This is a genomic window from Lentzea xinjiangensis (assembly GCF_900110955.1).
In the GTDB taxonomy this organism is placed as follows: Bacteria; Actinomycetota; Actinomycetes; order Mycobacteriales; family Pseudonocardiaceae; genus Lentzea; species Lentzea xinjiangensis.
In genome coordinates this window covers 74,899-89,484 of sequence record NZ_FOFR01000005.1, presented here as the reverse complement: position 1 = coordinate 89,484, position 14,586 = coordinate 74,899, and the positions used below count along the sequence as shown (strand labels likewise).

Sequence of the window (14,586 nt, the reverse complement as noted above, 5' to 3'; positions counted from 1 at the left end):
GCGACGGAGCTGCGGGTCCGGTTGCGCTCCCGCGGCGACGACATGGAGATCGCGCTCGCCGACACCACGGGCCAGCCGGTCGCCACCGTCGAGTCGCTCGTCGTGCGGCCGGTGACGGTGCCGCGCGACGAGATCGACCGCGACTCGTTGTTCCGCGTCGAGTGGACGCCCGTCGCCTTGCCGTCCGAGCCGGCGCAGGACGTGGTCATCGAGCACGTCGTGGGCGACGGCGACGTCATCGAGTCGACGCGGACCCTCACGGCGCGCGTCCTCGCCAAGCTCCAGGAGTGGATCGCGGGCGAGCGCGCGGAACGGCTCGTCTTCGTCACCCGCGAAGGAGATCTGGCCGGGCAGGCCGTCTGGGGCCTGGTGCGGTCGGCGCAGACCGAGCACCCCGGCCGGTTCGTGCTGGCCGACGTCGACGACGACGCCGTGCTGGCGCGGGCTCTCGCCGCGGGCGAACCGCAGCTGCGCCTCCGCCGCGGACAGGTCCTGGTGCCGCGGCTCGCCCGCGCCGCCGCGGCCCGGGAGATCACCCGGGAGATCACCTGGGAGAGCCCCGTCCTGATCACCGGCGCGGGCGGGCTCGGCGGCGTGATCGCCCGGCACCTCGTCGCCGAGCACGGCGTCACGGAGCTCGTCCTCGCCAGCCGCAGCGGCCGCGCACCCGACTGGGACGTCGACGCGACCGTCGAGGTCGTCAAGTGCGACGTCAGCGACCGCGAGGCGCTGCGGCGGCTGCTGGAGAAGCGCACCGTGAAGTCGGTCGTGCACACCGCCGGCGTGCTGGACGACGGCGTCATCGAGTCGCTCACCCCCGAACAGCTCGACACCGTGCTGCGTCCCAAGGTCGACGCCGCGTGGCACCTGCACGAGCTGCTGCCCGACGCCAGGATCGTGTTCTTCTCCTCCGCCGCCGGCATCCTCGGCGGCGCCGGGCAGGGCAACTACGCGGCGGGCAACGCGTTCCTCGACGCGCTCGCCGAACACCGCCCGAACACCGTCTCGCTGGCCTGGGGCACGTGGGAGGCCACGGTCGGCCTCACCGGCTCGCTGACCGACGCCGACCGGGAACGCCTGGTGCGCGCCGGAATGCCGCCGATCACGCCGCAGCAGGGCACCGCGTTGTTCGACGCGGCGCTCGCCACCGGCGAGGCGGTGCTGCTGCCCGCGCGCCTCGACCTCGCGACGTTGCGCGCGCAGGGCGAGGTGCCCGCGGTGCTGCGCGGCCTGATCCGCACCCGTGCGCGCCGCGCCGTCGCCGGCTCGGACGCGGCGACCGGCCTGGCCGCGAAGCTGCGTCCCCTGGGCGACGCCGAACGCCTCGACGCCCTGCTCGACCTGATCCGCGCGCAGGTCGCCGCCGTGCTCGCGCTGGAGGGCTTCGATGCCTCCCGCGCGTTCCGCGACCTCGGCTTCGACTCGCTCACCGCCGTCGACCTGCGCAACCGCCTCACCGCGGCCACCGGTCTGCGGCTGCCCGCCACGCTGGTGTTCGACTACCCGACCGCCCACGTGCTCGCGGCGTTCCTGCGCGACGAGCTGTTCGGCGCGGACGGCGGCGCCGCCGTCGCCACGCGCACCGCCTCCGACGACGACCCGATCGTCGTCGTCGGCATGGCCTGCCGGTTCCCCGGTGGCGTCAAGACCCCCGAGGACCTGTGGCGGCTCGTGCTGGACGGCACCGACGCGATCTCCGAGTTCCCGTCCGACCGCGGCTGGGACCTCGACGCGTTGTTCTCCGGCGACGACACCGGCACCTCGTCCACCCGCGTCGGCGGCTTCCTGCACGACGCCGGCGAGTTCGACCCGGCCTTCTTCGGCATGTCCCCGCGCGAGGCCCTGGCCACCGACTCGCAGCAGCGCCTGCTGCTGGAGACGGCGTGGGAGGCGTTCGAACGCGCCGGGATCGACCCGGTGTCGTTGCGCGGCAGCGACACCGGTGTCTTCGCCGGTGTCATGTACAACGACTACGCGCAGCTGCTCGGCGGCGAGTTCGAGGGCCACCACGGCACCGGGTCGTCGCCGTCGGTCGCGTCCGGCCGGGTCTCCTACGTGCTCGGCCTGGAGGGACCGGCCGTCACGATCGACACGGCCTGCTCGTCGTCGCTGGTGGCGATGCACCTGGCCGTGCAGTCGCTGCGCACGGGCGAGTCGTCGCTCGCGCTCGCCGGTGGTGTCGCGGTGATGTCGACGCCCGCGACGTTCATCGAGATCTCCCGGCAGCGGGGCGTGTCGCCGGACGGGCGCTGCAAGGCGTTCTCGGAGGGCGCCGACGGCACCGGGTTCTCCGAGGGCGTCGGCCTGCTCGTGCTGGAACGCCAGTCCGACGCCGTGCGCAACGGCCACCCCGTCCTCGCGGTCGTGAAGGGCACCGCGGTCAACCAGGACGGCGCGTCCAACGGCCTCACCGCGCCGAACGGCCCGTCGCAGCAGCGGGTCATCCGCGCCGCGCTCGCGTCGGCCGGCCTGGCCCCCGCGGACGTCGACGCCGTGGAGGCGCACGGCACCGGCACCGCGCTGGGCGACCCGATCGAGGCCCAGGCGCTGCTCGCGGTCTACGGCCAGGAGCGCGCGGAACCGCTCTACCTCGGCTCGGTCAAGTCGAACATCGGCCACACCCAGTCGGCCGCCGGTGTCGCCGGCGTCATCAAGATGATCATGGCGCTGCGCACCGGCGTGCTGCCGCGCACGCTGCACGTGTCCGCGCCGTCCTCGCACGTCGAGTGGGACGCGGGCGCCGTCGAGCTGCTCACGTCCACCCGCGACTGGCCGGAGGTCTCACGGCCGCGCCGTGCGGGCGTGTCCTCGTTCGGCATCAGCGGCACCAACGCCCACGTCATCCTCGAGGCCCCGGAAGTGTCGGACCTGCCTGAGACGATGGGAGTGGGGGCCGGCGCCCCCCGGGGGGCCGGTCAGCCGGAATCGATTCCGCAGGAGGCGGCAGCGGTTCCGCTGGCCATCTCGGCCAAGTCGGCGGCGTCGCTGCGCGCGCAGGTCGACCGGATCAAGGCGCTGGTGGCCTCCGGCGTGCCCGCGAACGACGTCGGCTTCTCGCTGACGGCGCGCAGCCGGTTCGACCAGCGAGCCGTGATCGTCGGCGACGAGGTCGTCGAGGGCACCGCGGCCGACGCCGGGCCGGGCCCGGTGTTCGTCTTCCCCGGCCAGGGCAGCCAGTGGCACGGCATGGCCGTCGCGCTGCTCGACGAGGACGAGACGTTCGCGCACTGGATGGCCGAGGCCGACCGCGCCATCGCGGCGCACGTCGGCTGGTCGGTCATCGAGGTGCTGCGCGGCGACGCCGAGCTGCTGGACCGCATCGAGGTCCTGCAGCCCGCGCTGTTCGCGATCATGATCTCGCTCGCCCAGACGTGGCGCGCCAACGGCGTCGAGCCCGCCGCGGTCGTCGGCCACTCGCAGGGCGAGATCGCCGCCGCCTACGTCGCGGGCGCGCTCACGCTCGACCAGGCCGCGCGGATCGTGGTGCAGCGCTCGCAGCTCTTCGCGGACGAGCTCGTCGGCAACGGCGCCGTCGCCAGCATCGCCCTGCCCGCGAGCGAGGTGGCGGAGCTGCTGCCGCCGGAGCTCGCCATCGCGGGCGTCAACAGCCCGCACGCCTGCACCGTCGCCGGCGCCGTCCCGGCGCTGGAGGAGTTCGTCGCGAGCTGCGTCGCCCGCGACGTCCGGGCCCGCGTGATCGGCTCGACCGTCGCCTCGCACTGCGCGCAGGTCGACCGGCTGCGCGAGCGGATCCTGGACCTCTTCGCGGACATCACGCCGCGGTCGGGCAGCGTGCCGTTCTACTCGACCGTCACGGCCGGGCGGATCGACACCGCCACCCTCGACGCCGAGTACTGGTTCCAGAACGCCCGGCAGCCCGTCAGCTTCGCGCGGGTCGTCGAGGAGCTCGTGCGGGACGGCCACCGCGTGCTGGTCGAGTCGAGCGCGCACCCCGTGCTGATGCTGCCCGCGCAGCAGACTGCCGAGGCGATCGGCGCCGAGCTCGTCGCGATCGGCTCGCTGCGCCGCGACGACGGCGGCAGGCGGCGCTTCGCCACCTCGCTCGCCGAGGCGTGGGTCGCCGGGCTCGACGTCCGGTGGCGGTACCCGGCCGCCAGGCGGGTCGCGCTGCCGACCTACCCGTTCGACCACCAGAGGTTCTGGCCGGAGCCGCTCGTCAAGGACACCTCCGACCCGGTGGACGCCGAGTTCTGGGAGCTCGTCGACAACGGCGGCCTGGAGGACCTGGGCGTCGAGCGGGACGTCGCGCACACCCTCGCGCAATGGCGCAGCCGCCGCAAGGCGGAGTCCACTGTGGACAGGTGGCGCTACCGCGACCAGTGGACCCCGGTTCCCGTCAGCGGCACGCCCACCGGGACGTGGCTCGTCGTCACCTCCGGCGCCCCGGCCGCCGACGTGGTCGACGCGCTGGGCGCCGCGCACCTCGAGGTCGACGAGCTGATCAGCCGCGAGGACCTCGTCGCACGCCTGCCGGAGACGATCGACGGCGTCATCGCCATGACCGGCCTGCGGGCGACCGTCACGCTCGTCCAGGCACTCGCGCAAGCCGGTGTCACCGCACCGATCTGGGCCGTCACCCGCAACGCCGTCGCCGTCGCCGGCGAGGAGGTCGACCCGGAGCAGACCGCGATCTGGGGCCTCGGCCGCGTGGCCGCGCTGGACCTGCCGCGCCGCTGGGGCGGGCTGGTCGACCTGCCCGCGACGCTGGACGAGAAGACCGCGCACCGGTTCGCGGCGGTGCTGACCGGCTCCGAGGACCAGGTCGCGATCAGGGACAACGGCGTGTTCGCCCGGCGCCTCGTCCGCGCGAGCTCCCCGCACGGCCCCGAGTTCGAGGCGTCCGGCACGGTGCTGATCACCGGCGGCACGGGCGCGCTCGGCGGCCACGTCGCCCGCTGGATGGCCCGGGCGGGCGCCGCCCACCTGGTGCTCGTCAGCCGGCGCGGCCTCGACGCGCCGGGCGCCCGGGAGCTCGCGGCGGAGCTGGAGAAGACCACCAGGGTCACGGTCGCCGCCTGCGACGCGGCCGACCGCGAGGCGCTGGCGGCACTGCTCGCGAGCATCGACGACCTCACGACGGTCGTGCACGCGGCCGGCATCGGCACCGGCGACGCCCCGATCGACGAGCTGCGCTACGACGACGTCACCGCCCTGCTCGACACGAAGATCACCGCCGCCCGGCACCTGCACGAGCTCGCACCCGACGCGCGGTTCATCCTGTTCTCGTCGGGCGCGGCGAGCTGGGGCAGCGGTGGCCAGCCCGCCTACGGCGCGGCCAACGCCTACCTCGACGGCCTCGCCCACCTGCGCCGCGCACGCGGCCTGAAGGCGACGTCGATCGCGTGGGGCGCGTGGGCGGACGCCGGCATGGCCGCCGACCACGGCATGTACGAGGCGCTGCACCGGATCGGCATCGCCGCGATGCCGCCGGAGCTCGCCATGAAGGTGCTGCGCCAGGCCGTCGCCGACGACCAGACGCAGCTCACCGTCACCGACATCGACTGGGCGAAGTTCGCGCCGAGCTTCACCGCCGAACGCCCGAGCCCGCTGCTCGGCGGCATCCCCGAGGTCCGCGCGGCCCTCGCGTCGCACGAGGTCGTCGAGGAGTCGGAGCTGCGCCGGCAGCTGTCGGGGCTGACCGAGGCCGAACGCGAGCGCGCGCTGCTCGGCCTCGTCCGCGCCGAGGCCGCGAAGACCCTGGGCCACGCCGACAGCGACCAGGTCCCCGCCGGCCGCGCGTTCCGCGAGCTGGGCTTCGACTCGGTCACCGCCGTCGAGATGCGCAACCGGCTGAAGACCGCCACCGGCCTCGCGCTGCCCGCCACCCTCGTCTTCGACTACCCGACCGCGACCAGCCTGGCGCGGCACCTGGGCGACGAGCTGTTCGGCGGCACCCGGCAGGTCGAGGTCCGCGCGGCGGCGAACGTGAACGACGACCCCATCGCGATCGTCGGCATCGGCTGCCGCTACCCCGGCGGCGTGACGACGCCGGAAGCGCTGTGGGACCTCGTGTTCGAGGGACGCGACGTGATCTCGCGGTTCCCGGCCGACCGCGGCTGGGACCTGGAGCGGCTCACCAGCGCCACGTTCGAGGGCGGTTTCCTCGACGGCGTCGCCGACTTCGACGCGGGCTTCTTCGGCATCTCGCCGCGCGAGGCCGTCGTGATGGACCCGCAGCAGCGGTTGCTGCTGGAGACGTCCTGGGAGGCCCTCGAACGCGCGGGCATCGACCCCACCACCCTCAAGGGCAGCTCCACCGGCGTGTTCGTCGGCACCACCGGCCAGGACTACGAGTCGCTGCTCAACCGGTCGGCCGAGGAGACCGGCCCCTACGCGACGACCGCGTTCTCCGCCTCGGTGCTCTCCGGCCGCATCTCCTACCTGCTCGGCCTGGAAGGCCCCGCGGTCACGATCGACACGGCCTGCTCCTCGTCGCTCGTCGCGATGCACTGGGCCGCGCAGGCCCTGCGCAACGGCGAGTGCGACCTGGCGCTCGCCGGCGGTGTCGCGGTCATGAGCACGCCGAACGCCTACACCGCGTTCACCGCGGCCGGCGGGCTGGCCCCGGACGGGCGCTGCAAGGCGTTCGCCGAGGCCGCCGACGGCACGGGCTGGTCCGAGGGCGCCGGCGTGGTGCTGCTGGAACGGCTGTCGGACGCACGCCGCCACGGCCACGAGGTGCTGGCCGTCCTGCGCGGCTCCGCCGTCAACCAGGACGGCGCCTCCAACGGCCTGACCGCGCCCAACGGCCCGTCGCAGCAGCGGGTGATCCGGCAGGCCCTCGCCAACGCCGGACTGGCACCGTCCGAAGTGGACGCCGTCGAGGCGCACGGCACGGGCACCACGCTCGGCGACCCGATCGAGGCGCAGGCCGTGCTCGCGACCTACGGGCAGGACCGGGAGACGCCGTTGCTGCTCGGTTCCGTCAAGTCCAACCTCGGCCACCCGCAGTCCGCCGGCGGCGTCGCCGGTGTGATCAAGATGGTGATGGCGCTGCGCAACGGCGTGCTGCCGAAGACCCTGCACGTCGACGCGCCGTCGTCCAACGTGGACTGGCGGACCGGCGACGTCGAGCTGCTGCTGGAAAGGCGGGACTGGCCCGCGACCGGCCGCCCGCGCCGCGCCGGTGTGTCGTCGTTCGGCGTCTCCGGCACGAACGCGCACGTGATCATCGAGGAGGCGCCCGCCGTCACCGCCCAGAACCCCGAGGTCACGACCACCGCGTCGGTGGTGCCGCTCGTGGTGTCCGGCCGGTCGCCGGAGGCGCTGGCCGCCCAGCTCGCCGCACTGGGCACCGTCGACGCCCCGCAGCTCGACCTCGCCTACTCGCTGGCGGTGTCGCGCAGCGCCTTCGAGCACCGGGTGGTGCTCGTCGACGGCGTCGAGATCGCCAGGGGAGAGGCGGGCGAGCACGACCTCGCGCTGCTGTTCACCGGGCAGGGCTCGCAGCGCCTCGGCATGGGCCGGGACCTCTACGAGCGGTTCCCGGTCTTCGCCGACGCCTTCGACGCCGTGCTCGCGCACCTCGACCCCGTGCTGCGGTCGGTCATGTGGGGTGACGACGCCGAGGCGCTGAACCGGACCGGCAACGCCCAGCCGGCGATCTTCGCCCTGGAGGTGGCCCTGTACCGGCTGGCGGAGTCGTTCGGCATCAGGGCCGACCGGCTCGCGGGCCACTCCATCGGCGAGATCGCGGCCGCCCACGTCGCCGGGGTCCTCAGCCTCGAAGACGCGTGCACGCTCATCTCCGCCCGCGCCTCGCTGATGCAGGCACTGCCCGCCGGTGGCGCGATGTTCGCGGTCGAGGCGAGCGAGGACGAGGTCACGCCACTGCTCACGCCCGGCGTGTCCCTCGCCGCCGTCAACGGCCCGCGCGCGGTCGTCATCGCCGGCGCCGAGCAGGAGGCGCAGCGGGTCGTCGAGCAGCTCACCGCTGCCGCACCGCGCAAGGTCAAGCAGCTCCAGGTCAGCCACGCCTTCCACTCGCCGTTGATGGAGCCGGTGCTGGACGACTTCCGCGCGGCCATCGCCGGGATCTCGTTCAACAGCCCCGCGATCCCGCTCGTCACGAACGGGGACGTCCGGCAACCCGAGTACTGGGTCCGGCACGTGCGGGAGACCGTGCGCTTCCACGACACGGTGCGCGCGCTCGACGGCAGCACGTTCCTGGAGATCGGCCCCGACGGCGTCCTGTCCGCGATGGTCAGCGGCATCACGTTGTTGCGCAAGGACCGCGGCGAGGAACAGGCGTTCGTCGCCGGGCTCGCCCGCCTGCACGTCAGCGGCGCGACCGTGCACTGGGGCGCGCTGTTCGACGGCACGGGCGCACGGCGGGTCGACCTGCCGACGTACGCGTTCCAGCGCGAGCGCTACTGGCCGACCGTGCTCGACGTGGAGCCGGTCGACCGCACGAAGCACGTCACGGACTCGTGGCGCCACCGCGAGTCGTGGGAGCAGATCACCCCGCGCGGCGAGGTCTCCGGCACCTGGCTCGTCCTCGGCGCCGAGGACGACTTCGCCCGCGAGGTCGCGGCGGCGATCGGCGGCACGATCGTGCCGGAGGTCCCGGACACGCCGTTCGACGGAATCGTGTCGCTGCTCGCCCTCGACGACGAGGCCGACGCCAATGGCGTGCCGCGCGGCGTGATCGCGACCATGGAACTGGTGCAGTCGTTGGCGCGCAAGGGCGTCACCACCCCCGTGTGGGCCGTGACGCGCGGCGCGCGGACGAGCCCGACGCAGAGCGCCGTCTGGGGCCTCGGCCGGGTCGCCGCCCTGGAGCTGCCCGCGCAGTGGGGCGGCCTGGTCGACGTCACCGGGGACGTCGCGCCGCTCGCGGCCGTCCTCGCCGGCGACGAACCCGAGGTCGAGATCCGCGCCGAGGGCGTGTTCGCCCGCCGCTACGACGCCGCGGCCCCGGCCGGCGCGATGTGGGAGCCGCGCGGCACCGTCATCGTCACCGGCGGCACCGGCGCGCTCGGCACGCACGTCGCCCGCGACCTCAAGGACCGCGGCGTCGACCGGATCGTCCTGGTCAGCCGCCGCGGGCTCGCCGCACCGGGCGCCGAGGAGCTGCGGGCGGAGCTGGGCGCGGAGGTCGTGGCGTGCGACGTCGCGGACCGCGAAGCCGTGCGGCAGCTCCTGGACCGGTACCGGCCGAACGCCGTCGTCCACACCGCCGGCGTGCTGAGCGACGGCGTGCTGGAAGGCCTCGCGCCGGACCGGTTCGCGGACGTGTTCCGGTCCAAGGTCGCCTCCGCGCTCGTCCTCGACGAGCTGACCCGCGAGCGCGAGCTGGACGCGTTCGTGCTGTTCTCCTCCGTCGCGGGAGCGCTCGGCAACCCCGGCCAGGCCAACTACGCCGCCGCCAACGCCGTGCTCGACGCCATCGCGCGGGACAGGCGTGCGCAGGGCCTGCCGGCGACGTCGATCGCCTGGGGCGCCTGGGCCGGTTCCGGCATGGCCGGCGGCGTCGGCGCCGACCTCAGCGCCATCACGATGCGGCCGGACCTGGCCGTGGCGTCGATGTGGCACGCGGTCGCGGAAGACGCGCCGACCATCGCCATCGCGATCCTGCCCGAGAAGCCCAAGGCGCGTGAGCGCAAGCCGGTCATGACCGGTGACGTGCTGGAGACCGTGCGCACGGCCGTCGCGTCGGTGCTCGGCTACGCCGGCCCGCACGCGGTGGGCGTGGACAAGGAGTTCCGCGACCTCGGCTTCGACTCGCTGACCGCGGTCGAGCTGCGCAACCAGCTTTCCGCCGCCACCGGCAAGACCCTGCCGGCGTCGCTCGTCTACGACTACCCGACGCCGCGCCGCCTCGCCGACCACCTGCGGGGCGGGCCCGTCGAGACCGAGGTGGCGGCCCAGCGTGCCGACGAGCCGATCGCGATCGTCGGCATGGCCTGCCGCTTCCCCGGCGACGTGAACACCCCCGAACAGCTGTGGCAGCTGCTGGTCGACGGGCGCGACGGCATCGGCGCGTTCCCGGACGACCGCGACTGGGACCTCGAGTCGGTGCTGGCGACCTCGGTCACGCGCGAGGCCGGGTTCCTCGCCGGGACCGCGGACTTCGACCCCGCGTTCTTCGGCATCTCGCCGCGCGAGGCGATGGCGATGGACCCGCAGCAGCGGTTCCTGCTGGAGACCACCTGGGAGGCGCTGGAACGCGTCGGCGTCGACCCGCTGTCGCTGCGCGGCTCGCAGACCGGTGTGTTCGTCGGCACCAACGGCCAGGACTACGCGACGCTGCTCACCAACTCGGCCGAGGACACCGAGGGCCACGCGGCCACGGGCCTCGCGGCGTCGGTGATCTCCGGCCGCCTGTCCTACACGTTCGGCTTCGAGGGACCGGCCGTCACCGTTGATACGGCGTGCTCGGCCTCTCTCGTGGCCATGCATCTCGCCGTGCAGGCGCTGCGAAGCGGTGAATGCTCGCTCGCGGTGTCCGGCGGTGCGACGATCATGACCACGCCGTACGCGTTCGCCGAGCTCACCCGCCAGGGTGCGCTGGCGGCGGACGGCCGGTCGAAGGCGTTCTCCGACGACGCGGACGGCGCCGGCTGGTCCGAGGGTGTCGGCATGGTCGTGCTGGAGCGGCTGTCCGACGCGGAGCGCAACGGGCACCAGGTGCTCGCGGTGATCCGCGGCTCGGCGGTCAACCAGGACGGCGCGTCCAACGGCCTGACCGCGCCCAACGGCCCGTCGCAGCAGCGCGTGATCCGTGCTGCTCTCGCGAACGCCGGTCTGTCCGTCGGCGACGTCGACGCCGTCGAGGCGCACGGCACCGGCACGGCCCTGGGTGACCCGATCGAGGCCCAGGCCCTGATCAACACCTACGGCGCGGACCGGTCGACGCCGCTGTGGCTGGGCTCGGTGAAGTCGAACATCGGCCACACGCAGGCCGCCGCGGGTGTCGCCGGCGTCATCAAGATGGTGCTCGCCCTGCGCAACAACCTGCTGCCGCGGACCCTGCACGTCGCCGCGCCATCGTCCCACATCGACTGGTCCGCGGGCTCCGTCGCACTGCTCACCGAGCCCCGCGAGTGGTCGAGCGACGGCCGCCCGCGCCGCGCCGGCGTCTCCGCGTTCGGCATCTCCGGCACCAACGCCCACATGATCCTGGAGGAAGCACCCGCGTCAACCGCCTCCTCCGCCGCTGTGGACAACTCCGCGCCTGTGGACAAGTCCCTCGTCGTCGATCTCGCGGACCAGGATTCGTCGGCCTCCCGTGGGACGCTTGGAGTGGGGACCTCGGACTCCCCCCAGGGGGGACAGTCGGGATCGATTCCGCTGGTGGTGTCGGCGAAGTCGCCGGCCTCGCTGCGGGCCCGCATCGAGCAGGTGCGCGCGCTGGAAGGCGATGTGAACGACATCGCGTACTCGTTGCTGACGACGAGGTCGGTGTTCGACCACCGTGCGGTGCTCATCGGGGACGAAGTGGTCCAGGGCGTCGCGCAGGAGAGCGCGCCGGTGTTCGTGTTCCCCGGTCAGGGTTCGCAGTGGCACGGCATGGCGGTCGAGCTGCTGGACGAGGACGAGACGTTCGCGTACTGGGTCCGCGAGTGCGACGCGGCGATCGGCAAGCTCGTCGGCTGGTCGGTCGTCGACGTCCTGCGCGGCGAGGCGGAGCTGCTGGAACGCATCGAGGTCCTGCAGCCGACGCTGTTCGCGGTCATGGTGTCGCTCGCCCAGACGTGGCGCGCGAACGGCGTCGAGCCCGCCGCGGTCGTCGGCCACTCCCAGGGCGAGATCGCCGCCGCCTACGTCGCCGGGGCGCTCAGCCTCGACGACGCCGCCAGGATCGTCGTGCTGCGCTCGCAGCTCTTCGCGGACGAGCTCGTCGGCAACGGCGCCGTCGCCTCCGTGGCGCTGCCCGTCGACCAGGCGCGCGAGCTCATCGAGCCCTGGCCCGCCCTGTCCATCGCGGGCATCAACAGCCCGAGCGCCTGCACGGTCGCCGGCGCGCTGGAGGAGCTCGACGAGTTCGTGCGGCTCTGCCAGGAGCGGGAGATCCGCGCGCGGGTGGTGGCCTCGACGGTCGCCTCGCACGGCCCGCAGGTCGAACCGCTGCGCGAGAAGCTGCTGGACCTCCTCGGGACCATCACGCCGCGCTCCAGCGACATCGCGTTCTACTCGACGGTCAAGGCGGAACGGATCGACACCGCCGTCCTCGACGCCGCCTACTGGTACGAGAACGCCCGCCGGCCCATCGAGTTCGCCGCGGTCACCCGCCTGCTCGTCGAGGACGGCTACCGCGTGTTCGTCGAGGCGAGCCCGCACCCGGTGCTGACGATGTCCGCGCAGGCCACCGCCGACGCCGACGGCGCGGAGCTGGTCGCGATCGGCTCGCTGCGCCGCGACCAGGGCAACCGGCACCGCTTCACCACCTCGCTCGCCGAGGCGTGGGTCGCGGGCCTCGACGTCCGCTGGCGGTGCGAAGGTCGCAGGATCGACCTGCCGACCTACCCGTTCAGCCGCAGCAGGTTCTGGCCGAAGGCGGCCGAGAAGGCCGTCAGCGCGGAGGACAGCGCGTTCTGGCAGCTCGTCGAGAACGGCGGCCTCACCGAGGCGCTCGGCGTCGACGCCGGCGACGTCGTCCCGGCGCTGCGGGAATGGCGCGCGAGGCAGCAAGCCCAGTCCACTGTGGACGGATGGCGCTACCGCGACTCGTGGCAGCTGCTGCGCGGCGTCCAGGCGACCGGCATCAACGGCACCTGGCTCGCCGCGGTCCCGGAGGACCACGACGAGTGGGTAGAGGGGGTCCTGCGGGCCTTCGGCGACGACGTCGTGCGGGTCACCGTCCGCAGGGACGCCGAACGCGCGCTGCTCGCCACCGAGCTGGCCGGCATCGAACCGGTCGGCGTGATCTCGCTGCTCGCCGTCGACGACGAGCCGCACCCCGAGTTCACGTCGACTCCCGCCGGCCTCGCGCTGAACGTCCTGCTGCTGCAGGCGCTCGGCGACGCCGGCAGCACCGCGCCGTTCTGGGCGGTCACCAGGCAGGCGATCTCGACCGGCGCCCACGACCCCGTCGCCCACCCGCAGCAGGTGGCGCTGTGGGGCCTGGGCCGGGTCGCCGCGCTCGACCTGCCGCGCCGCTGGGGTGGCCTGGTCGACCTGCCGGAGGTCGTCGACGGCCAGATCGAGCAGGGTCTCGTCGCCGCGATCACCAACGGCGGCGGCGAGGACCAGCTCGCGGTCCGCGACACCGGCGTCCACGCCAGGCGGCTCGTCCCGGCGCAGCGCGCGCCGGAACCGGTCGAGTGGAACCCGCACGGCACGGTCCTGATCACCGGCGGCACCGGCGCGCTGGGCGGCCACGTCGCCCGCTGGGTCGCGGGCCGCGGCGCCGGGCACGTGCTGCTCACCAGCCGCCGCGGCGAGCAGGCCCCCGGTGCGGCGCAGCTTCGGGCCGAGCTGGAGGAGCTCGGCGCGCGCGTCACCATCGCGGCCTGCGACGTCTCGGACCGCCAGAGCCTGAAGGCGGTGATCGACAGCGTGCCGGACCTCAGCGCCGTCGTGCACGCGGCCGGTGTCGTCGAGGGCAACGCGCCGACCGACGCGCTCGGCATCGACCAGCTCGACCGGCTGCTCAAGGCCAAGATGACGTCGGCGTGGCTGCTGCACGAGCTCACGGGCGACCTGGACGCGTTCATCCTCTTCTCGTCCGGCGCGGCGAGCTGGGGCAGCGGCGCGCAACCCGCGTACGCCGCCTCGAACGCCTACCTCGACGGTCTCGCGCACTACCGCCGGGCACGAGGCCTCCAGGCCACGTCGATCGCCTGGGGCGCGTGGGCCGGCTCCGGAATGGCGACGGAGAACGAGGAGGGCGCCGAGCAGCTGCGCCGGCGCGGCGTCCACCCGATGCGGCCGGACCTCGCGATCACCGCGCTGCAACAGGCGGTCGAGGACGGCCACACGTCGCTCACGATCACCAACACGGACTGGGAGAAGTTCGCGCCGAGCTTCACCGCGTCGAGGCCGAGCCCGCTGCTGTCGGGCATCCCGTCGGTCCAGAAGGCCCTGCAGGAGCCGGAAACCGCGGACTCCGGGTTCAAGGAGCGGCTGCTGGCGCTGCCGGAGGCCGAGCGCACGCGCACGGTTCTGGACCTCGTCCGCACCGAGGCCGCGGCGACGCTGGGCTTCGAGAGCGCCGAGGCGTTCGGGCCGTCCAGGGCGTTCCGCGACGTGGGCTTCGACTCGGTGACGGCCGTGGACCTGCGCAACCGGCTCAAGGCGGTCACCGGCGTGGCGCTGCCCGCCACCCTGGTGTTCGACTACCCGACGCCCGCGGCGCTGGCCCAGTTCATCCGCACCGAGCTGCTCGGCGAGGCCGCGGACGAGGCCGACGACCCGGACGCGCACATCCGCGACGCCCTGGCGTCGATCCCGGTCAGCCGCCTGCGCAAGGCCGGCCTGCTGGACCTGGTGCTCCAACTCGCCGCGGACAGTGGGGAAAACAACAGCGCCGGAGATGTTGTGCTTGCAGCCGAGGCGGAATCGATCGACGACATGGACGGCGAGGCCCTCCTGCGTCTGGCGATCGGAGACGCCATGAACTAG

At 73.9% G+C, this 14,586-nt stretch carries 1 protein-coding gene (only partly in view); it reads left to right on the top strand.

The window, feature by feature from the left end; genetic code table 11:
* On the top strand, positions 1 to 14,586 hold the 3' portion of the coding sequence (locus tag BMW88_RS42705; RefSeq protein WP_218148058.1) for a type I polyketide synthase. Its footprint begins 13,101 nt before the window's first position; the window shows 14,586 of its 27,687 coding nt (coding positions 13,102-27,687); its start codon lies beyond the left edge, outside the window; it ends in the stop codon at positions 14,584 to 14,586.